This is a genomic window from Sinomonas sp., from assembly GCF_036848755.1.
Classification (GTDB): Bacteria; Actinomycetota; Actinomycetes; order Actinomycetales; family Micrococcaceae; genus Sinomonas.
In genome coordinates, this window is sequence record NZ_DAIUJO010000071.1 from 1 (window position 1) to 20114 (window position 20114).

At 70.0% G+C, this 20114-nt stretch carries 20 protein-coding genes, 1 tRNA gene and 3 pseudogenes; 13 read left to right on the plus strand and 11 right to left on the minus strand.

Going from position 1 to position 20114, the window contains the following annotated elements:
- Both V7053_RS12225 and aceB read left to right on the plus strand, forming a co-directional pair.
- Positions 1-134: pseudogene (locus tag V7053_RS12225) on the plus strand (isocitrate lyase); the annotation flags it as partial.
- 36 nt (positions 135-170) lie between these two features.
- Positions 171-1847: a malate synthase A gene (gene aceB / locus V7053_RS12230; protein ID WP_334172548.1), complete on the plus strand. Its 1677-nt coding sequence runs from the start codon at positions 171-173 to the stop codon at positions 1845-1847.
- Between the two features lie 180 nt (positions 1848-2027).
- On the opposite strand, the gene V7053_RS12235 is transcribed toward aceB, so the two are convergent.
- A complete protein-coding gene (locus tag V7053_RS12235) occupies positions 2028-3167 on the minus strand; it encodes an acyl-CoA dehydrogenase family protein (RefSeq protein WP_334172566.1) in 1140 nt (379 codons plus the stop codon).
- A 145-nt stretch (positions 3168-3312) separates the two neighbouring features.
- Between V7053_RS12235 and V7053_RS12240 the strand changes: the two genes are divergently transcribed.
- Positions 3313-4062, plus strand: coding sequence for a DsbA family oxidoreductase (locus V7053_RS12240; RefSeq protein WP_334172549.1), 750 nt, complete (start codon positions 3313-3315; stop codon positions 4060-4062).
- 19 nt (positions 4063-4081) lie between these two features.
- On the opposite strand, the gene V7053_RS12245 is transcribed toward V7053_RS12240, so the two are convergent.
- The 3 genes from V7053_RS12245 to V7053_RS12255 all read right to left on the minus strand — a co-directional run bounded on the left by V7053_RS12245 (position 4082) and on the right by V7053_RS12255 (position 6482).
- Positions 4082-5050, minus strand: coding sequence for an aldo/keto reductase (locus tag V7053_RS12245; protein WP_334172550.1), 969 nt, complete (start codon positions 5048-5050; stop codon positions 4082-4084).
- A 45-nt stretch (positions 5051-5095) separates the two neighbouring features.
- Positions 5096-6190: a baeRF2 domain-containing protein gene (locus V7053_RS12250; RefSeq protein ID WP_334172551.1), complete on the minus strand. Its 1095-nt coding sequence runs from the start codon at positions 6188-6190 to the stop codon at positions 5096-5098.
- A gap of 103 nt (positions 6191-6293) precedes the next feature.
- The gene (locus V7053_RS12255; protein WP_334172552.1) at positions 6294-6482 is read right to left on the minus strand and encodes a DUF1918 domain-containing protein; all 189 of its coding nucleotides are present in this window, start codon (positions 6480-6482) and stop codon (positions 6294-6296) included.
- A 129-nt stretch (positions 6483-6611) separates the two neighbouring features.
- Between V7053_RS12255 and V7053_RS12260 the strand changes: the two genes are divergently transcribed.
- Both V7053_RS12260 and V7053_RS12265 read left to right on the plus strand, forming a co-directional pair.
- Positions 6612-7259, plus strand: a complete 648-nt coding sequence (locus V7053_RS12260; protein ID WP_334172553.1) for an SAM-dependent methyltransferase — start codon at positions 6612-6614, stop codon at positions 7257-7259.
- On the plus strand, positions 7256-7918 hold the full coding sequence (locus V7053_RS12265; protein WP_334172554.1) for a nucleoside/nucleotide kinase family protein: 663 nt from the start codon (positions 7256-7258) through the stop codon (positions 7916-7918). The genes V7053_RS12260 and V7053_RS12265 overlap by 4 nt, the downstream gene beginning before the upstream one ends.
- A gap of 6 nt (positions 7919-7924) precedes the next feature.
- On the opposite strand, the gene V7053_RS12270 is transcribed toward V7053_RS12265, so the two are convergent.
- Entirely contained in the window at positions 7925-9115 is a 1191-nt protein-coding gene (locus V7053_RS12270) for an ROK family protein (protein WP_334172555.1), read from the minus strand.
- A gap of 144 nt (positions 9116-9259) precedes the next feature.
- On the opposite strand from V7053_RS12270, the gene V7053_RS12275 reads away from it, so the two are divergent.
- The 4 genes from V7053_RS12275 to V7053_RS12290 all read left to right on the plus strand — a co-directional run bounded on the left by V7053_RS12275 (position 9260) and on the right by V7053_RS12290 (position 13085).
- Positions 9260-10030 carry a sugar phosphate isomerase/epimerase family protein gene (locus V7053_RS12275; RefSeq protein WP_334172556.1) on the plus strand — a complete coding sequence of 257 codons (771 nt, stop codon included), beginning with the start codon at positions 9260-9262 and terminating at the stop codon, positions 10028-10030.
- On the plus strand, positions 10027-11145 hold the full coding sequence (locus V7053_RS12280; protein WP_334172557.1) for a Gfo/Idh/MocA family protein: 1119 nt from the start codon (positions 10027-10029) through the stop codon (positions 11143-11145). The genes V7053_RS12275 and V7053_RS12280 overlap by 4 nt, the downstream gene beginning before the upstream one ends.
- Positions 11142-12308, plus strand: a complete 1167-nt coding sequence (locus V7053_RS12285) for a Gfo/Idh/MocA family protein (protein ID WP_334172558.1) — start codon at positions 11142-11144, stop codon at positions 12306-12308. The genes V7053_RS12280 and V7053_RS12285 overlap by 4 nt, the downstream gene beginning before the upstream one ends.
- A gap of 168 nt (positions 12309-12476) precedes the next feature.
- Positions 12477-13085 (plus strand): TetR/AcrR family transcriptional regulator, encoded by a 609-nt coding sequence (locus tag V7053_RS12290; protein WP_334172559.1) that lies wholly within the window; start codon positions 12477-12479, stop codon positions 13083-13085.
- A gap of 13 nt (positions 13086-13098) precedes the next feature.
- On the opposite strand, the gene V7053_RS12295 is transcribed toward V7053_RS12290, so the two are convergent.
- Together V7053_RS12295 and V7053_RS12300 are read right to left on the minus strand one after the other, a co-directional pair.
- Positions 13099-13749: a LytR C-terminal domain-containing protein gene (locus tag V7053_RS12295; RefSeq protein WP_334172560.1), complete on the minus strand. Its 651-nt coding sequence runs from the start codon at positions 13747-13749 to the stop codon at positions 13099-13101.
- A 14-nt stretch (positions 13750-13763) separates the two neighbouring features.
- On the minus strand, positions 13764-14063 hold the full coding sequence (locus tag V7053_RS12300) for a type II toxin-antitoxin system VapB family antitoxin (RefSeq protein ID WP_043122642.1): 300 nt from the start codon (positions 14061-14063) through the stop codon (positions 13764-13766).
- A gap of 100 nt (positions 14064-14163) precedes the next feature.
- On the opposite strand from V7053_RS12300, the pseudogene V7053_RS12305 reads away from it, so the two are divergent.
- Together V7053_RS12305 and V7053_RS12310 are read left to right on the plus strand one after the other, a co-directional pair.
- Positions 14164-15054, plus strand: a pseudogene (locus V7053_RS12305) (hypothetical protein).
- A gap of 49 nt (positions 15055-15103) precedes the next feature.
- Positions 15104-15517, plus strand: coding sequence for a hypothetical protein (locus tag V7053_RS12310; protein WP_334172561.1), 414 nt, complete (start codon positions 15104-15106; stop codon positions 15515-15517).
- A gap of 74 nt (positions 15518-15591) precedes the next feature.
- Here the strand turns inward: V7053_RS12310 and V7053_RS19080 are convergent.
- Positions 15592-15990 (minus strand): annotated as a pseudogene (locus V7053_RS19080) (M23 family metallopeptidase); the annotation flags it as partial.
- A gap of 565 nt (positions 15991-16555) precedes the next feature.
- Positions 16556-16640 (minus strand) — tRNA-Ser (locus tag V7053_RS12315).
- Between the two features lie 110 nt (positions 16641-16750).
- Between V7053_RS12315 and V7053_RS12320 the strand changes: the two genes are divergently transcribed.
- Positions 16751-17086 carry a hypothetical protein gene (locus V7053_RS12320; protein ID WP_334172562.1) on the plus strand — a complete coding sequence of 112 codons (336 nt, stop codon included), beginning with the start codon at positions 16751-16753 and terminating at the stop codon, positions 17084-17086.
- Here the strand turns inward: V7053_RS12320 and V7053_RS12325 are convergent.
- Together V7053_RS12325 and V7053_RS12330 are read right to left on the minus strand one after the other, a co-directional pair.
- The gene (locus V7053_RS12325; RefSeq protein ID WP_334172563.1) at positions 17043-18410 is read right to left on the minus strand and encodes a sensor histidine kinase; all 1368 of its coding nucleotides are present in this window, start codon (positions 18408-18410) and stop codon (positions 17043-17045) included. The genes V7053_RS12320 and V7053_RS12325 overlap by 44 nt on opposite strands.
- A gap of 24 nt (positions 18411-18434) precedes the next feature.
- Positions 18435-19145 (minus strand): response regulator transcription factor, encoded by a 711-nt coding sequence (locus V7053_RS12330; protein WP_334172564.1) that lies wholly within the window; start codon positions 19143-19145, stop codon positions 18435-18437.
- Between the two features lie 176 nt (positions 19146-19321).
- Here V7053_RS12330 and V7053_RS12335 point away from each other — a divergent pair, with 176 nt between their 5' ends.
- Entirely contained in the window at positions 19322-20017 is a 696-nt protein-coding gene (locus V7053_RS12335; RefSeq protein WP_334172565.1) for a hypothetical protein, read from the plus strand.
- Positions 20018-20114: the final 97 nt, after the last annotated feature.

Consider the following 20114-nt stretch of genomic DNA (forward strand, 5'->3'; position numbering starts at 1 on the left):
ACCGCGGCTACACCGCGACCAAGCACCAGCGCGAAGTGGGCACCGGCTACTTCGACCTGGTCTCCACGGCGCTGAACCCGAACGCCAGCACCCTTGCCCTGGTGGGATCCACCGAAGAGGGCCAATTCCACTGACGAATCAGTCCCGCTGATTGAAGGAAAACGCCTCTCATGAACACTTACGACACCCTCACCATCAACGGCATCACGCTCACCGCGCAGCCCCTCGCCCGCCAGCACGAGATCCTCACCGCCGGCGCGCTAGGATTCATCGCCCAGCTCCACCGCGCGACCGCCGACCGCCGCCAGGAGCTCCTCGAGGCCAGGCACGACCGCCGCGCCGCCATCCGCAAGGGCCAGGACCCCCGTTTCCTGCCCGAGACCGCGCACATCCGCAACGACCCGTCCTGGCGGGTCGCGCCGCCCGCGCCGGGCCTCGAGGACCGGCGGGTGGAGATCACCGGCCCCGTGGACCGGAAGATGACGGTCAACGCGCTCAACTCCGGGGCGAAGGTCTGGCTCGCCGATCTGGAGGACTCCCTCACCCCCTCATGGCGGAACGTCATCCAGGGCCAGATCAACCTCATCGACGCGCTCACCGACCGCATCGACTTCGTGACCCCCGAGGGCAAGGAGTACCGGCTCCGCCCCGCCGAGGAGCGGCCCACGATCGTGGTCCGGCCCCGTGCATGGCACCTGCCCGAGAAGAACATGCTTGTCGACGGCAAGCCGGTCGCCGGCGGGATCGTGGACTTCGGCCTCTTCTTCTACCACAACGCCGCACGGCTCATCGCCGCCGGCAAGGGCCCGTACTTCTACCTGCCCAAGGTCGAGAACCACCTCGAGGCTAGGCTCTGGAACGACGTGTTCGTCCTGGCCCAGGACCTCTTGGGCATCCCGCAGGGCACCATCCGCGCCACCGTCCTCATCGAGACGATCACGGCCGCGTTCGAGATGGAGGAGATCCTCTACGAGCTGCGCGACCACGCCGCGGGGCTGAACGCCGGCCGGTGGGACTACATCTTCTCCATCATCAAGAACTTCCGCACCCGCGGGCCCCGCTTCGTGCTCCCCGACCGCGGACAGGTCACGATGACCCAGCCGTTCATGCGCGCCTACACCGAGCAGCTCGTGCGGGCGTGCCACCGCCGCGGCGCCATGGCTATCGGTGGGATGGCCGCATTCGTCCCGAACCGGAAGGACCCGGAGGCGAACGCGATCGCGTTCGAGAAGGTCCGCGCGGACAAGACACGCGAGGCGGACGACGGCTTCGACGGCTCGTGGGTCGCGCACCCGGACCTCGTCCCCGTGGCCCGCGAGGTGTTCGACTCCGTGCTCGGCGCCCGCCCGAACCAGCTCGACCGGCTCCGCGAGGACGTCACCCCCGACGACCGCGCGCTCATCGACGTCGCCTCCTGCACCGGGACGATCACCGAGGCCGGCATCCGGAACAACATCGAGGTAGGCGTCCGCTACATCGAGGCCTGGCTACGGGGCTCCGGCGCCGTCGCCATCCACAACCTCATGGAGGACGCCGCGACGGCGGAGATCTCCCGCTCGCAGATCTGGCAGTGGATCTACTCCGGGGCCATCACCGACCAAGGCGAAGTCATCAGCCGCGAATGGGTCAAGGAGCTCTTCGAGGAGGAATTCGCCAAGCTCGAGCGCTTCGACGGCGACCGCTTCCGCGACGCGCACGAGATCTTCGAGGAGGTCGCGCTCGCCTCCGAGTTCCCCACCTTCCTCACCCTCCCCGCCTATGCCCGCTACCTGTGCGAGACGGCGGGCAAGGAGGACGAGTACGAGGCAGGCCTCCCCGAGCCGGAGCGGTCGCTGGCCGCCGTCTGACCTGCCCACCCGTCCCAGAGGCTTCCCGACGCCGGCACGCGCCACTCGCAACACGCACCCCGAAGGCCGGGGGCCGGCGATCGGGAACAGAGTTGAGGGGCCGCCCCGCGTAGTGGTGCTGCGCGGGGCGGCCCCTCGACGCCATTCCCGAACGAGACTCCATTCCCGAACGGCGGTCCCTCAGTGCTCGACCAGCATGCGGCCCACGATCAGGCGCATGATCTCGTTGGTCCCTTCGAGGATCTGATGGACCCGGAGGTCCCGCGCGATCTTCTCGACCCCGTACTCGTGGAGATAGCCGTAACCGCCGTGGAGCTGGATGGCCATGTTCGCGACCTCGAATCCTGCGTCGGTCGCGACCCGCTTGGCCATCGCGCAGAGGCGCAGCGCGTCCCGATCGTTCCGGTCCAGGGCGGCGGCGGCGCGCCGGAGGAGACTTCGGCCCGCCTCCAGCTTCATCTCCATGTCCGCCAAATCGAACATGAGGGCCTCCTTGTCGGCCAAGCGGCCACCGAACGCGGTGCGCTCCTTCAGGTATGCCACCGTCTTGTCCAACGCGGCCTGGCCGCCCCCGAGGGAGCAGGCGCCAATGTTCAGACGCCCCCCGTTGAGGCCCTTCATGGCGATGCCGAATCCCGATCCCTCCTCGCCCAGCATGTTCGAGGCGGGGACGCGGACGTTCTTGAAGACGACTTGGCTCGTCGGCTGGGCGTTCCAGCCCATCTTCTTCTCGCTCCGCCCGAAGGAAAGACCGGGGGCGTCTCCCGGCACGAGGAACGCGGTGATGCCGTGGTGTCCGGTCTCGGCGGTGCGGGCCATGACGATGTAGAGCGCCGACGTGCCGGCCCCCGAGATGAACTGCTTGACGCCGTTGAGAACGTACCCGCCGTCGTCGTCGGCCTTCGCCTTGGTGATGAGCGCCGCGGCGTCGGATCCCGCCCCGGGCTCGGTGAGGCAATAGCTGCCGAGGGCCTCCATCGAGGACAACTTGGGCACCCACTCGGCTCGCTGGGGGTCGGTGCCGAAGGTATCGACCATCCACACGATCATGTTCTGGATCGAGATGTACGCGGCGATGGTGGGGTCGGCTTTCGCCAGTTCCTCGAAGATGAGGGCAGCGTCAGCGCGGGAGAGGCCCGATCCGCCGTATTCCTCCGCCACGTAGATCCCGCCCAGCCCGAGCTTGCCGGCCTCGCGGAGCACATCCACCGGGAAGTGCTTCGTGGCGTCCCATTCCAACGCGTGGGGGGCGATCTTCTCGCTCGCAAAATCGTGGACCATTCCTACGAGGTCCCGCTGGTCCTCTGTCAGTTCGAACATCGTCATCCTCGACTCCTGCTCTCACGCTCTGCAGCCCCCGGCGCCTGCACCTCGTGGCGCTGACTGCAGTCTTACCTGTGCTGTCAGTCTCGGGCACGATCGGCGTCAGGGGAATAGAGGCTGACGTCCGCGCCTTGGCACAGAAGTGAACGTTGACATCTGGTCTGATATCGCATGCCCGTGGTGCTTCATCGGAAAGCGCCGCTTCGAGAAGGCTCTCGCTGAATTCCCGCACAAGGACCAGGTGACGGTCACGTGGCACAGCTTCCAGCTCGACCCGTCGCTCCCCGAGCGCTATGACGGCACCGAACTCGAGTACCTGAGCCAGCGAAAGGGTCTGCCCGAGGACCGCGTCGCCCAGATGTTCGAGCAGGTCACGCACGTCGCCGCCGGCGAAGGGCTCGCCTACGATTTCAGCGCGATCGTCGTCGCCAACAGCTTCCGTGGGCACGAACTCCTCCACCTCGCGAAGGACCATGACGCGAGCAACCCGGAGCGCAGAGCGGCCGACGCCGTGAAGGACGCGCTGCTCTCGGCTCACTTCGAGCAGGGGAAGGACATCGGGAGCCGGGAGGTGCTCGTCGGGATCGGCACCGCCGCCGGGCTCGCCGAGCCGGAGATTGCCGCGGCGCTCGACGCCGGCACCTACCGCGACGCCGTGAGCGCGGACATCCGCGAGGCCCAGATGCTCGGCATCCAAGGCGTGCCGTTCTTCGTCTTCGACCGCAAGTACGGCGTGTCCGGTGCCCAGCCTGCGGAGGTCTTCGCGCAGGCGCTCGACACTGCGTGGCGCGAGTCGAACCCGCTCGTCATGATGGCGGCGGCGCGGGACGACGCCGATGGCCAGACCGACGGTGAACTCACCGGCCAGGCCTGCGGCCCCGAAGGCTGCTGACTCCTCGTCCAGGATACGGTCAGAAGCCCGCCGGCTCGTGCGGCGTGTAGGACTCCTCGAGCTCCGCGGCCTCGGCGTCGTCGAGCTCTACCTCGAGGGCGGCGACGGCGTCCTCGAGGTGGGAGCTCTTGGTGGCTCCCACGATGGGGGCGGCGACGACGGGGTTCCGCAGCACCCAGGCGAGGGCAACCTGCGCCCGGGGGATTCCTCGGCGTTCGGCCACCCGGCCGACGGCGTCCACGATCCCCTTGTCGCTCTCGTGGTACAGCGTGCGGCCGAATTCGTCGGTCTCCGTGCGGGCCGTCGTCGTCCCCCACTCGCGGGCGAGCCGACCACGCGCAAGCGGGCTCCACGGGATGGCCCCGACGCCCTCGTCCGCGCACAGCGGGTACATCTCGCGCTCCTCCTCGCGGTTGAGGAGGTTGTAGTGGTCCTGCATCGAAACGAACGGGGTCCAGCCGCTGGCGCGCGCGAGATGCTGCGCCTTCGAGAACTGCCACGCCCACATCGACGACGCGCCGATGTAGCGCGCCTTGCCGGCCTTGACGACGTCGTGCAGCGCCTCGAGCGTCTCCTCGATGGGCGTGTGCGGGTCCCACCGGTGGATCTGGTAGAGGTCCACGTAGTCGGTGCCGAGACGACGGAGGCTCGCGTCGATCTCGCTCATGATCGCCTTGCGGGACAAGCCGCCGCCGTTTGCCCCTTCGTGCATACGGCCGTGGACCTTGGTCGCGAGGACGATCCAGTCGCGGTCCGCGAAGTCGGCGAGCGCGCGGCCCACGATCTCCTCACTGCTGCCCGCGGAGTAGACGTTGGCCGTGTCGAAGAAATTGATGCCCGCCTCGACCGCCTGCTTGATGAGGGTGCGGCTCTCCTCCTCGGGCAGGCTCCACGGATGGTTCCCTCGCTGCGGGTCGCCGAAGCTCATGCAGCCGACGGCGAGACGAGAGACTTCGAGGCCAGTGTTGCCGAGACGCGTGTAATGCACAGTTCTCCCTTGTCCTGGGGTTCTTGAGCCTTCCTGAAACCAGTCTTACCACCGCAGGAGCGCGGCCGCGGCCTCGCCGCTGTCGAGCGCGCCCCGCGGGAACAGCACCGTGTCCGCCTTCGTGAGCACTGCGGCGCGCAGGAGCGCGGCGGACGCGTCGACGGTTCCGAGCACGGGCGCGCCGAGCGACTCCGACTCGTCCGTGGCGATCCAGGGCTCGGCTCCGAGCGCGAGGAGCGTGCGGCCTTCCGCGACCTCCGGGGAAAGGAGCAGGGTGTCGACGCGCGCCTGCTGGAGCGCCCTGAGGGTCTCGGTCCAGTCGCTCGCGGCGACGCTCCCGAGACCTCCCACGAGGCGCTCGAGCATTTCGTGCTGCCGCCTTGCCGCGACGCCGGCGACGACGGCGTCGACCTCTTCCTCGAAGCGCTCGCGGTCGGCGCCGGGCGCGGACGAGTTCATGTCCACGGTCTGCGCGAGGGCCGCCGCCCGCTCGCTCAGGGCGTCCAGGACCATCTGCCGCGCGCGCTCATCGCCGGAGAGGACGACCAGCTGCACGTCGCCCTCCTCGACAATCCTGTTGATCTCGGCCGCGACATCGGCTCCGTTGCGCCGCCAGATCTCCTCCGTGCGATGCTGGTACTTCCCCTGGGACCAGCCACCCACCGGCACCTTACGCAGGTTCTCGGTCTCGCCGGTCATCTCCTGCTCGTCGAGCGGCCCACGGGCCGACGCCCGGTAGCGTCCGATCTTCGCCTCGGCCCGCTCCACCTCGACGACGAGGTATTCGAGGTCTGAGCCGCGTACGGCTGCCAGCGGGAGCAGGTTCGGGATCGGGCCGCACTCCACCACGGGCTGAGCCGGCGCGCCGGGCAGGACCTCGTCCACGACCGCCTCGCCGTTGCGGATGAGCACGAAGCGCGAGACGGGGCCCGCCATGCCCTTCGCGGACCAGACCAGCTGTCCGGCGGCCTTCGCGTCCCCCGGGCTGGCTCCGGCGCCGGTGAGCTGGCGGGCCATGTTCTCTCCCAGCACCTCGGTCGCTTCGAGGCTGCTCACGGTGCCCGTGCTCACGTCCGCATGGATCGTGCACCAGGGTCCGGATTCACGGAGGGCTTCGGCGAAGTCCCTGAGGGCATGCATGTGGTTCCTCCTCGATTCCAACTCGGGTCGGCCGGCTCATTACGCCCTACCCGGGTGAAGGGCATTTCACGCGGGGAGGGTGAGGAATTGTCGGCGCGGTTGGTCAGCCGTTGGGTTTCTCGACCGAGAAGTCCCCGCCGGGAAACACCATGGACTCGTGCCCGTCGTCGAAGCGGACCACGTAAGGCGGATCGCCGTTGGTTCCCTTGACTTCGACAATTTCCCCATGCCGGTCCTTGGAGTCCACCGTCCGGCCGTGAATGATGATGCGGTCTCCCTGCACAGCGTTCATCGCGGATCACCTCCTAGTTCCCGAGGGTACGTAGCGGCACCGCCCGGTGGAAGGGTTGACGAAGGCCTCTCACGCTTGCGCGCCCTCGACCTCTTGCGCATCGTGACCCACCGCCGATAGGAGTGGTGGATGGACACCGAGACGACCCAGGGCCCCTCCGAGTACTGGGACAGCTTCTACAGCGAACGCGACCGCATCTGGAGCGGCAAGCCCAACCCCGCACTCGTCCGCGAGGTCGAGACGGTCGCCCCTGCGCGCGCCCTTGACCTCGGCTGCGGCGAAGGCGCCGACGCGATCTGGCTCGCCCAGCGGGGCTGGACCGTCACCGGAGTGGACGTCTCCGCCGTCGCGCTCTCCCGCGCCCAGCAGCACGCGGAGGACGCCGGCGTGGCGGACCGGGTGCAGTGGCTCGAACGCGATCTCGCCGCGTGGGAGCCGGAGGACGAGTACGAGCTGGTGTCGGCCCAGTTCCTGCACTCCCCCATCGAACTCCCGCGCGAACGGATCCTGCGCCGCGCCGCGGAGGCCGTCGCCCCGGGGGGCCTGCTGCTCGTCGTCGGGCATACCGAGTTCCCGCCGTGGGGGCGGCACCGCCATGCCGACGAGGCGCAGCTCCCCACGGCGGAGCAGCTCGCCATGACCCTGGGGCTCCGGGCCGGCGGCTGGGAGGTCGAGGCGACGACGTCGGACGGCCGGGAGGTCAAGGGGCCCGAGGGGCAGGTGGCCATCATGACCGACGCGGTGCTCAGGGCGCGGCGCCGAGGTGGACAGGCGTGAAGACCACCGGCATGGGCCCACGCGCCCGGCCGACGACGCTCGCGGACCTCATCGACGCCGCCGCTGGGCTGGCGGCCGGGCCGCAGCGCGCGATTCTCGGCATCACGGGGGCGCCCGGCGCCGGGAAGTCGACTCTGGGCGAGCGGATCGTCGAGGCCCTCGGACCCGACCGGGCCGTGCTCGTGCCCATGGACGGCTTCCACCTCGCCGATGCCGTCTTGGCCGCCCGTTCCCTCCGCGACGTCAAGGGCGCAATCCACACGTTCGACGACGCCGGGTACGCGGCCCTCCTCCGGCGGATCCGAGACCAGCGCCCCGGTGAGACCGTCTACGCGCCGCACTTCGACCGGAGCCTCGAGGAGCCGATCGCCGGAAGCATCGAGGTGCGTCCCGAGGTCCCACTGGTCGTCACCGAGGGGAACTACCTCCTCGCGGACGACGGCGCGTGGCCCCGCGCGCGAGCCTGCCTCACGGAGTGCTGGTTCCTGGACCCCCCACCGGACGTGCGACGGGAGCGGCTCGTCGCGCGGCACGTCGCCTTCGGCAAGAGCCCGGACGACGCGCGGGCCTGGGCGCTCGGGACGGACGAGGCGAACGCCGCGCTCATCGAGGGGACGGCGGGGCGTGCGGACCGGGTCTTCAGGATCGTCGAGGGATAGCCGCCGTCAGCCGACGCTCGCGGCGCTCATGAGCGCCGCCTCGATGCCCGCCGGGGACAGGACGTACTGGGAGACGAGCTGGCCTGCGCCCATGACGGCGGCGCGCTCGCCGGCGCGCGAGAGCACGATCCGGAGGTTCGTCGTCGCGAGCGGCGGCGAACGGTGGTAGACGACCTCGCGCACGCCCGCGATGACGTGGTCGCCCGCCGCGGCGACCGACCCGCCCATCACGATCACGCTGGGATTGAGCAGGTTCACGCACGTCGCGATCACCTCGCCGACGTCGCGCCCGGCCTGGCGCAGAGCCTGGATGGCGGCAACGTTCCCATGGGCGGCGAGCTCCATGACGTCAGCGCCCGACTTCGCCTCGACCCCGCGTTCGCTCAACGCCCTTGCGATCGCAGCTCCGGAGGCGACCGCCTCGAGGCACCCGATGTTCCCGCAGCTGCAGACAATCCCTTCGCCGCGCGCTACTCGCACGTGGCCGAGGTCACCGGCCGTGCCGTCCGCCCCGCGCTGGAGCTGCCCGCTGCTGATGATGCCCGAGCCGATGCCCGTGGCGACTTTGATGAACAGGAGGTCGTCGACGTCGGCCCAGAATCGCGCCCTCTCGCCGAGCGCCATGATGTTGACGTCGTTGTCCACGAGGACCGGGACGGGCAGTGAGCGCTGCACGAAGCCGACGACGTCGAACCCGTCCCATCCGGGCATGATCGGGGGCTTCACGGGACGCCCGGTCGCGTGTTCCACTGGCCCCGGGAGCCCGATGCCGACTCCCGCGAGCAGGGTCAGCGGCTGGTGGATCTCGGCGAGGAGCCGCCTTCCGCAGTCGATGACGTAGCCGAGGACCGCTTCGGGGCCGGCCGAGACGGGCATGGGGTTGCGGTCCTCCGCGAGCACCTCGCCGTTGAGGTCGGTCAGGGCGACGCGCACGTGGGTGGCTCCGATGTCTGCCGCGAGGACGACGCGCGCGCGGGCGTAGAAGGCGAAGCGCGACGGCGGCCGCCCGCCGCTCGAGACCGCCTCGCCGATGGACACGACGAGACCCGAGCCGAGCAGAAGGTCCACCTTGCCGGCGACCGTCGAACGCGCGAGTCCCGTGGTCATCGCGAGTTCCGCACGGGTCCACGGCTTGCCGTCGCGAAGAATCTGGAAGAGGTCCCCGGCACGCGGCCCGCTGCGTCCCTGGTCTGCCATGAAGGCCATGGTGTCACACCCCCTTTCGCACGTCTACTTTTCATCTTTTGCTTGCACATCGTCAAAAGTCCTTCTAGGCTCGTCTGTGATGCAGCCCACGTGGCGATTCATCCTCCCCCCTCATCGATCGAGAGGACACCCTCCATGGCCTATTCAGTCCAGCTTTACACCGTCCGGGACGCGATCGAGGAGGACCTGCCCGGCACCATCCGGCGGCTCGCGGAGATCGGCTTCACCCAGGTCGAACCGTACAGGTTCGCCGAGCGGGCCGAGGAGTTCGCCGCAGCGTTCGAGGAGAACGGCATCACCGCGCCGACCGGCCACGCCCCGCTGCTCTCGGGGGATCAGGACGAGATCTTCGCCGCGGCGAAGCGGCTCGGCATCGGCACCGTGATCGATCCGTTCGTCCCGGCCGAGAAGTGGCAGGACGCCGAGACCATCCGCGACACCGCCGCCCGCCTTAACGAGGCCGCGAAGAGGGGCGCGGAGTACGGGATCCGGGTCGGCTACCACAACCACTGGTGGGAGCTCGAGTCGAAGGTCGAGGGCACGAACGCGCTTGAGTTCTTCGCGTCCCTGCTCGACCCCGGGCTCGTCCTCGAGGTCGACGCCTACTGGGTGGCCGTCGGCGGTGAGGACCCCATCGCCGTCCTGAAGCGTCTGGGCGACCGCGTCGTCGCGGTCCACCTCAAGGACGGCCCCGTCAACGAGGACCGCAAGGCGCAGCAGCCCGCGGGCCAGGGCAAGGTGGACATCTGGGGCGTGATCGCCGCGGCGAAGAACCTCGAGGTCGGCGTGATCGAGTTCGACGACTACTCCGGGGACCTCTTCGAGGGCGTCGCAGCGTCGCTGCGCTACCTCGAGGCCGGGGCCCCGGCCTCGAGCGAGGCCGGCAGCGCGGAGGCCGCCCGATGAGCCGCGGCCCCGTGGGCGTCGCCGTCATCGGCGCCGGTGTGATCAGCAAGCAGTACCTGGACAACCTCACGAAGTTCCCGGACCTGTCGGTCCATGTGATCGCGGACCTGTTCCCGGAGGCGGCCAAGGCCCGCGCGGAGGAGTACGGCATCGCCGAGCACGGGGCCCCGGAGCTGGCCCTGAACCACCCGGACGTGGAGATCATCGTGAACCTCACGATCCCCGCCGCGCACGTCGAGGTCGCCACGGCCGCCGTGAGGGCGGGCAAGCACGTCTGGAGCGAGAAGCCGTTCTCGCTCGACCGCGAGAGCGGGCTGGGGCTGCTGAAGGAGGCGGACGACGCCGGGCTGCGGCTCGGGTGCGCCCCGGACACCTTCCTCGGGGCGGGCCTGCAGACCGCGCGGCGGGTGATCGAGCGCGGCGACATCGGCGTCCCGCTCACCGCCCAGACCGTGTTCCAGACCCCGGGGCCCGAGTCGTGGCACCCGAACCCGGCCTTCCTGTTCCAGCGCGGGGCGGGCCCCCTGTTCGACATGGGACCGTACTACTTCACCGCCCTGGTCCAGACTTTCGGCAGCATCCGCCGGGTCGCCGCGCTCGGGTCCAAGGCCAAGGCCACCCGGGTGATCGGGTCCGGGCCGAAGGCCGGGGAGGAGTTCGAGGTCGAGGTCCCCACGCACGTGAGCGCGCTGGCCCAGTTCGAATCCGGCGCGTCCTCGCACAGCATCTTCAGCTTCGAGTCGCCCCGGGCCAGGATGGGCTTCGTCGAGATCACGGGCACCGAGGCCACCCTCTCGCTCCCGGACCCGAACTACTTCGACGGGGACCTGGAGATCTGCAAGGCCGGCGAGCACGAGTGGACCAAGATCCCCACGACCGGGCCGGCGAACGGGCGCGGCATGGGGGTGCTGGACATGGCCCGCTCCATCCGGACCGGCCAGCCCCATCGGGCGACCGGCCAGCTCGCCTACCACGTCCTGGACACCATGGTCTCGGTCTCGGAGTCCATCGACACCGGCGCGTTCGCCGACGTCGTCAGCTCCGCGCCGGCCTCCGCCCCCCTGCCCGAGGATTGGGCCCCCGAGGACGCGACCCTCGACGGGGTCCCCGCATGAGCGCACCCGGGCGCCCGGGAGGACCCGGTTCGCCGCGGCCCCTCGGGGTCGCCGCGATCGGGTACGGGTTCATGGGCAGGGCCCATTCGCAGGCGTGGCGGAACGTGGGGGCGTTCTTCGACGTCCCGGCCGTTGAGCAGCGGGTGCTCGTGGGCCGGGACGCCGGCGCCGTGGCCGAGGCCGCGGCCCGGTACGGGTGGGCCGAGTCCGCGACGGACTGGCGGCAGGCCATCGCCCGGGACGATGTGGACATCGTGGACATCTGCGCGCCGGGGTGGCTGCACGCCGAGATCGCGATCGCAGCTCTCGAGGCCGGCAAGCACGTCCTCGTGGAGAAGCCGCTCGCGAACACCCTCGCCGAGTCCGAGGCCATGGTCGCCGCCGCCCAGGCGGCAAGGTCCCGCGGGGTCCAGTCCATGGTCGGGTTCAACTACCGCCGCGTCCCGGCCCTGGCCTACGCGCGCCGGCTGATAGCCGAGGGCCGGCTCGGCACGGTCCGGGAGGTCCGCGCGTCGTACCTGCAGGACTGGCTCGCCGACGCCGCCTCGCCCATGACCTGGCGGCTGCGGAAGGAGACCGCCGGATCCGGGGCGCTCGGGGACATCGCCTCGCACGCGATCGACCAGGTCCAATACCTCCTCGGGGACACCGTCACGGAGGCCTCGGGGCGGCTGCACACCTTCGTCGGGCGCCGGCCCGGGCCAGGCGGGGACCTGGAGGACGTCACGGTCGACGACGCCGCGTGGGCCACGCTGGTCCTGGCCGGCGGGGCGGTCGCCTCCGTGGAGGCCTCGCGGGTCGCCACGGGTAAGAAGAACTCGCTCCGGATCGAGGTCTACGGCACCGAGGGCTCCCTCGCGTTCGACCTAGAGCGGCTCAACGAGCTCGAATTCCTGGACGCCGCCTCCGGCCCCGCGGCCGAGCAGGGCTTCCGGCGGATCGTGGTGACCGAGCCCGAACACCCCTACCTGGGCGCGTGGTGGCCGCAGGGGCACGTGATCGGCTGGGAGCACACGTTCGTCCACCAGGCCCGCGACTTCCTCACCGCGATCCGGGACGGGGCCGCCCCGTCGCCGTCGTTCGAAGACGGGCTCCAGGTCCAACGCGTCCTGGCCGCCATAGAGGACTCCGCCGCCGCGAAGTCCGCCACCGTCCACCTCTAGACCCCCACCCCACCCCAACTCGGGTACACCAACCCCTCGTTGCGCCGTCACCTTCGCAGGGTCCCACCCTGCGAAGGTGACGGCGCAACCTGGGCGCGGACGGCGCAAGGTGGGCGCGGACGGCGCGGGCTCGACGCCTTTGGTGACACATCGACTTAAAATGCGTGTATGCCCCGCATCCAGGCAGAGTCCAACGCCGCGCAGCGCGCTCTCACGCAGCGGCGCATTCTCGATGCGTTCGGTGAGCTGCTGTTCACGCGGGGCCTCCCAGGACTGACGATGACCGATGTCGCGCGGCAGGCAGGCGTCGGCCGCACCGCGGTCTACAACTACTATGCGGATCTGGAAGAGCTCCTCATCGGCTACGCCCTCGACGAGACCGGCCGCTTCCTGAGCGACCTCAAGGACGAGCTCAGCCGACTCGACAACCCGGTCGACCGCCTTGCCGTGTACATCCGCGCACAGGTCGAGGACCTCTCCCGCCGCCATCTCCCTCCCGGGCCCGCCATGCGCGCGGTGCTCTCGCCGTCGTCGTTCGCGAAGCTCGGGGACCATGTCGGCGAGCTCAACGCGGTGCTGCGCGACATTCTCCGGGCTTGCATGGAGGAGGGCTACATTCCGCGGGCTGATCTCGACGAGCTCTCGCGGCTCGTACTGGGCTCGCTCGCCGCGAGCGCCGTCCGAGGCCAGGACCGGCACACGGAGGCGACCGTGCGCTTCATCCAGCTCGGCGCGGGGGCGCGTTTCGACGAGATTGGGCGCCCGGTCCGAACCTGACGGCTGACCCTGGCTAGGGCGCGGGAGTCACGGGGACCAAGGGGCTCGGCGTCGCACCGGCACACAGGAGTCCCCCCGGCGTCTGGTCCACGATGCCCGGATCTTTGAGCCCAGTGAAGCCCGGCAGGAGGATGAGGTCGACGCTCGAGTCACCGCGCGCGTCGAGGGTGAAGACGCTTCCGGGCACGTTGCGCTGGATCGTGAAGGCGGCTCCTTCGCCGGCCGGCCCGGAGACGATGAGCGCGGGGGGCGACCCGTCTGCCGTAGAGTTGGCGACCTTGCCGACGGAGAACTTCCGTTGCGTGAGCTGGTCCGCGACCGTCCGCGCGAGACCCTCCTGCCCCGCAGCGTTGAGCACGTTCACATGGACGGACTGCGGGGTCGCATAGTCGAACGGCCCGGGAGGGCAGCCGAGCGTCGGCACGGGCGAGGCGCCTTGCGGCGAAAGCACGATGCGGCCCGTGAGGATGGCCCAGGCTCCCGTCGCACCCGCGACCACAAGGGCCAGCAGCAGCACGAGCATGACGGCGTGCCGGATCCGGCGCCATCGGCTGCGCCGACGCTCCCGCTCGTCCCGCTCGACCTCGAACTGCGAGCGGAGCTGCTCCCCGTTGATGACGTGGTGCCCGTGGTAGACCGTGAGGTCTTTGGGCTTGCGGCTCATGGCGCAGCCTCGGCTCAGGAATCGAGATCGAGTACGCGGGCGTGGATTGCCGTGCGCTGGTGCAGGGCCGTCCGGAGGGCACGATGGAGCCCGTCCTCGAGATAGAGGACACCCTGGTACTGGACGACGTGGGGGAAGAGGTCGCCGAAGAAGGTCGAGTCCTCGGCGAGGAGGGCCTCGAGATCCAGGGTGCGCTTGGTCGTGACGAGCTCGTCGAGCCGCACCGGGCGCGGCGGGAGGGCAGCCCAGTCCTTGGGGGTGTGGTACCCATGGTCGGGGTAGGGGCGCCCGTCCCCCACAGCTTTGAAGATCACGCGACTAGCGTAGACAGGCGCTCGCCCGGGCGTCATGCCGGACGTGGAGCCCTGAGGGATTGTGGCCGAACGGTTACGGAGCGCCTGAAAGAATGGGCACATGGACCTCCGCCCCCCGTTTGCCCTCCTTCTCGACGTCGATGGACCCATCGCGAGCCCGGTGAGCCGCTCAGTCAAGCCCGAGATCATCTCACTCCTGCTCGAGCTCGGCGAGGCTGGGATCCCCCTCGTCTTCAACACGGGACGTTCGGACGCCTTCATCACCGAGCAGGTGATGGCGCCGATGCTGGCCGAAGGCATGCCGTCCTCGTTCACCGTGCACGCAATCTGCGAGAAGGGGGCCACCTGGTTCTCGTTCTCTGGGGCTGCGGCGACCCCGGTGCGAGTGGATCGCGAGCTCGCCGTGCCTGCGAGCTTCGCCGACGACGTCCGGTAACTCGTGGCGGAGAAGTACGCGGACTACATGTTCTTCGACGAGACCAAGCGGGCGATGGTCTCGGTCGAACAGCGGATCGATGTCCCGAACCGTGAGTACCGTGCCGTTCAGGAGCACTTCGACGCCGACGCGATGGCGCTCATGGCTCAGCGCGGACTTGGCGCGGTGCGGCTCGATCATCACGTCCCGGGCCAGGACGACACGGTCGACTACCGCGTCGATCCGACCATCATCTCGACGGACATCGAGTCGGTCCGACTCGGCAAGGACCTCGGGGCGAGCCGCGCGTGCGAGCTTCTGCGCCGCGACGGGATCGTGCCGGAATCCTGGTTCACGATGGGCGATTCTCGGACGGACTACGCGATGGCGGACTGGCTCCACCACAACGACCACGAGGTCTCACACGTCGATGTTCGCCCCGAGGACGGCGTACCCGAGAAGCCGTACGAGATCCTCACCGCTGGGTATCTCGGGCTCGGTTCCGAGGTGATCCACGACGACGCAGGACTCGCCTTCCTGCGCGAGTGGCGGAACGCGGTGCTGGCCACGCACTGAGCGTGCCTACGGCGTTGCCGTAGCTGTTGGAGTCGGTGTTGGGGTCGCCGTGGTCGTTGCGGTCGCCGACGCAGTCGCCGAAGTGGTGGGCGATGACAAGACGGTGCCTGTCGGGGTGGGCGACGGCGTTGGGCTCGAGGAGGGCGTTGGGCTCGGTGCAGACGTGGCTGTCGGGCTCGGGCTGGGGGACGACGACGGGCTGGCCGAGGAAGTCGTCGAAGTCCCAGTCGGGCTCGAAGTCCCAGTCGGGCTCGAAGTCGTGCTCGAGCTCGGATTGGAGGTCGGGCTGCCGCTTGAGCCAGTACTCGAGGGGGCGCTCGCCGACGGCGCGGCCGTCGGGCCGGGAGCGGTCGGCGTGGGCGCGGGCGCCTTCTGGATCGTCTCGCCCGGGGCTGGCTCGTCGAGCGTCGTGGGAACACTCCAGTTCTGGCTCGCCGCCGCCTGCCCGTCTTTGGGCGTGTAGTCGGTGAGGGTGAGGTTCGTGACGGGCTCGGTCTGCTTGATGGGGATGTAGGTCCACTTCATGGGGTCCTCGTAGACCCCATTCAAGTGAGTCTCGAAGTGCAGATGGGGACCTGTCGCGCTGCCCGTGTGCCCTACGAGCCCCACCACCTGGCTCGGCTGCACCGAGTCCCCGGCCTTCACTGCGCAGGCGTGCATGTGGTTGTACGTGGTGACGAGACCGTTGCCGTGGTTGACCTCGACCCGGTTCCCGCCGCCCCACGGATGCCACCCCGCGGCCTGGACCACCCCGGCGTCGGCCGCATAGACGCGGGTACCTTCCGCGCCCGCGAAGTCCTGGCCCCAGTGAAACTCACCAGGCTGCCCCGTGAGCGGATTGATGCGGTAGCCGAACGGCGAGGTGGGGATGAGCGTTTCGAGGGGGGCGTAGAGCTGCCCCTGAGCTGGCCGAGGAAGGTCTGCCGAGGCCACCATCACGGTGCCTGAGTGGTTGCCTGCCGGGATCGAGCTGACCCCCGGGCGATCGAAGGTGAGGCTCGCATTGGGGTCGGCCCGCACGGTGTCTGTACTTCCCGCATCTGCGAAGGCGTTGTTTGCGCCGCAGAGCACGCAGGCCACCGGAATGAAAAGGCCGACAAATCCCCGACGGCCGATCTGACGCCCTGCACCGCTTTGCTGCTCCACGTGACTCCCCAATCAGTCATGCGTTTTCGGCATGATCCATCCAAGTAACTTCGCGCCGAATGGCTCCATTGTTGGCTAGGTCGGGCGATCCCGCTAGACGTTGACAGAGTCACACAGCGCTTCGACAGCTTGTCAAGAAAACGGGGCTGCCAGAGCAGATCCCTGCCAAGTCATGGGCACAGAAGTGCCTGCGCGTACTGGGAGCCAGACCGTATGCCTCCTAAAATGTCCCGCTCAAACCCGCGAGTAGGGCGGGACATTCCGGACAGCTACCCATTTGCACGCGGTCAAGCGGGAGGTCAGCGGGTAGCAGAAAAAGAACACCCCCGGTCCGAAGACCGGGGGTGTCACAACGCGGAGGATGGGGGATTTGAACCCCCGAGGGCGTGAACCCAACACGCGTTCCAGGCGTGCGCCATAGGCCGCTAGGCGAATCCTCCAGATTGCCCCACGCACGGCCGCGCCGAGAGCAGCGGCCCGTGCAGAGCAGACTCTAGAATACCCGAGGTTCCCGGAAGCGCCGAATCGGACCCATGCGAGACTGTGCGGCATGGAGGAGTTCGACTGCCTTGTCGTCTACGTCCCGACGGCCGACGCCGACGGTCTCCGCCGCGCGATCGCCGAGGCCGGGGCGGGGCGCCTCGGGAACTACGCGGCGTGCAGTTTCAGCACCGAGGGAACCGGGCGCTTCCTGCCCCTCGATGGCGCCCGACCGGCCGTTGGGACCGTGGGCGAACCGGAGGAGGTCCCCGAGACCCGGATCGAGGCCATCTACCGCCGCGTGGAGCGCGACGCGATCGTCCGCGCGCTTGTCGCGGCCCACCCGTATGAGACGCCCGCCTTCATGACGTTCCCGGTAGATGTGAGCCTGCCTCCGGAAGGCTGACCGCAAAACACGCGCCGCCTTCCGGCGCCCTTCCGGCGACGAGTCGCCCTCCGAGCCGGCCCGCGAGGCGCTGCGCGATCGAGAGCCCGAGTCCCGTCCCCACCGGCCGCTCGCCCTGATAGCGCGAATGGAGGGCGCCCCGCTCGAACGCATGGGCGAGGTCGTCCTCGCTCAGGCCGGGGCCGCCGTCGCGCACTTCGAGGACGACGGCGCCGCCCTCCCAACGCCCGGCAAGCACCACAGGCGCCCCGGCCGGAACCACACGCAGCGCGTTCTCCACCAGCCCGTCCAGGAGCTGCCGCAAGCGCCGCGCGTCCGTGATGACAAGGAGGGGCCCGGCGACCTCGGTCCGCAGGACCACGCCCGCCGTTTCGGCCGAACCGCGCCACGCCTCCATGACGGCGGGAAGGATCGAGGCCGCGTCGATGGGCTGGAAATCCACCCGGAAGTCGTCGGCCTCAAGCCGCGCGAGCTCGAGCAGATCGCTCACGAAATGGTCGAGACGCCCGGCCTCCGCGCTGAGCGTCCGGCCTACCCGCGGGACGTCCTCGGCTGGGATCACACCGTCCGCGAGCGCCTCCGCGTAGCCGCGGAGCGCGGTGAGGGGCGTCCGCATCTCATGTGAGACGGAAAGGAGGAACTCGCGCTGCCGCCCCTCGCTCGCAGTGAGCGAGGCGTCCAAGGCGCCGAGCGCATGGGCGACTTGCTCGACCTCTGCCGGGCCGCCGCCGTCGACCGCCACCCCCCGCTCGCCCCCCGCAAGTCGCCGCGCAGCGGCCGCGACGTGCACGAGGGGTCGCGCGACCCACCGCGCCACGAGTGCGCCCCCCGCCACCGCGCACCCGAAGCCGATGAGCAACGCCCACAGGAGCCGGGTCACCAGCGGCACGGCTGCCTGGTTGACGGCTGAGACCGGCTCGACCAGCACGAGTCCTCCGCCGTCGCCCAGGGGCCGGGCCTCGACGACCACTGGAATCCCGCTCACGGTCTCGGTCTGCGAGAAGGATCCGCCAGCAAGGACCCTCGACACGGCCGCCTGGCTCACGTACTTGCGGCCCGCACCCGTCACGGTGCCAGTTGGACTCACGAGGGCGATGTGCCCGGCCTCGCCGACAGCCAGCTCCCGGAGGGACGCGAGATTGGTCACCGAACCCGATGCGCTGAGCGCCTGTGCCTGCCGCGCGAGGCTCGCACGGGCCTGATCGACGGCTGCGGAGCGGATGAGCTGGGCCCCCACGAGCCCGGCGACGAGGGTTGCCACTGCGGCAACGGCCGCCGTCACCAGGGTGACCCGGGCATACAGGGAGCGCAGCCACCTCCTCACAGCACGGCCCTCATAGCGCGCCCCTCACGGCCCGGCCCCGGCTGCGCCGTCGTCGGTCACGCTGTAGCCGACGCCGCGCGTCGTCCTCAAGGGGCTCGCATCCCCCAGTTTGGCCCGGAGCTGCGCCACGTGGACGTCGACGGTGCGGCCGCCGCCGTAGTCGGCTTGGCCCCACACGGCCGAGAGGAGCTGCTCGCGGCTGAACACGCGCCCCGGCTGGGTCATGAGGTGGGCCAGCAGATCGAATTCGAGCGCCGTGAGCTGGACCGGCTCCCCATCCGCCTCGACGGTGCGCCGCCCCAGGTCCAGACGGACGCGCCCCACCGTCAGGACCCTGGGGCCCTGGGGGCCGGCCGCGCGCCGGAGCACGCTGCGGACGCGGGCTACGAGCTCGCGCGGGGAGAAGGGCTTCGTCAGGTAGTCGTCGGCGCCGAGCTCGAGGCCGAGGACGCGGTCCACCTCGTCGTCTCGCGCGGTCACGAAGATCACGGGTGTCCAATCGTCCTCCTCGCGGAGGCGGCGGCAGATCTCTACGCCGTCGAGCCCGGGCAGACCCACATCAAGGACGATCGCGACAGGGCGGAGCTGCCGGATCCGCGAGAGCGCGACGGCGCCGTCCCGCTCGACGTGCACCCCGAATCCCGCGCGGGCGAGGTAGAGGCGTTCGAGGTCGGCGATGGCATGCTCGTCCTCGACCACGAGCACGAGCCCGCGACCCTCGCCCGCGTAGTCCACGGCACTATTCAAGCGCACGACGGCGTCCCCCGCCCCGCGCGCGAACGGGCACGGCGAGACTTTACATTCTTCGAACATTGGCCGAACACAGTTCTTTCTGGGCCGGGCCACGATGAGAGGCAGCCGGACAGCACGCCGGGCAACCCTCACGAAAGGACATTGCCATGGACCCCAGGATGACCCAGAGACCATGGGACGCGGCGCAGCGCAGCGGCCGAGGCCGTCACTGGAAGGCGGGAGCCGCCTCCGCGCTCGCGGCCGCGCTCCTCGCGGGCGGAGGCATCGCCGTCGCCCTCGAATCGCACAACAGCCAGCCGCAGGCCGCAGCCGCGGGCGCCACCCAGGCATCGGACGACGGCGAGACGCTCGCAAGCCTGACGTCGCTCGACTCGCTGGGCCCTGACGTGGCCGCGGTCGACACCGCCGGCCCGCAGGCTGACCTCGCCCAGACCACCACGCTGGTGACGCCCGCCGCGGCTACCCCGTCGCCGTCGGCCTCCGCGGCGGCGAAGCATCCGGCGCGGACCGCGCTGCGCCGGGTCCTCGCCGTCATCATTCGGCAGAACGGCACGGCCACGTACGGGCAGCACGCCCAGACCGCGGCGCGCGCCGCCATCAACCGCTTCCCCGCGGCCTTCCGCCGCCTTCCCGAGAAGCTGCGGCAGGACCTCTGGACGCTCGCCGGCGCGCCCTCGAGCCAGACGGATGCGGACGCCCAGAACATCAGGAACAACGCGCTCAACGGGACGTACGGCGCAGCCGTACAGAAGCTCGCCCAGGCGATCGAGAAGGCGCCCGCGAAACCGGCGGCCCCGAAGCCGAGCACGCCCGCCCCCAGCACTCCGACGCCGAGCCCGACCACCGGGAGCTGACGAGCCGGTTCGAGGCACCCTCGGAACTCCGCTAAGATGGAATCCAGCCCCTCATGTGGCGTCATCCTGCTGAACTCCCCCAGGACCGGAAGGTAGC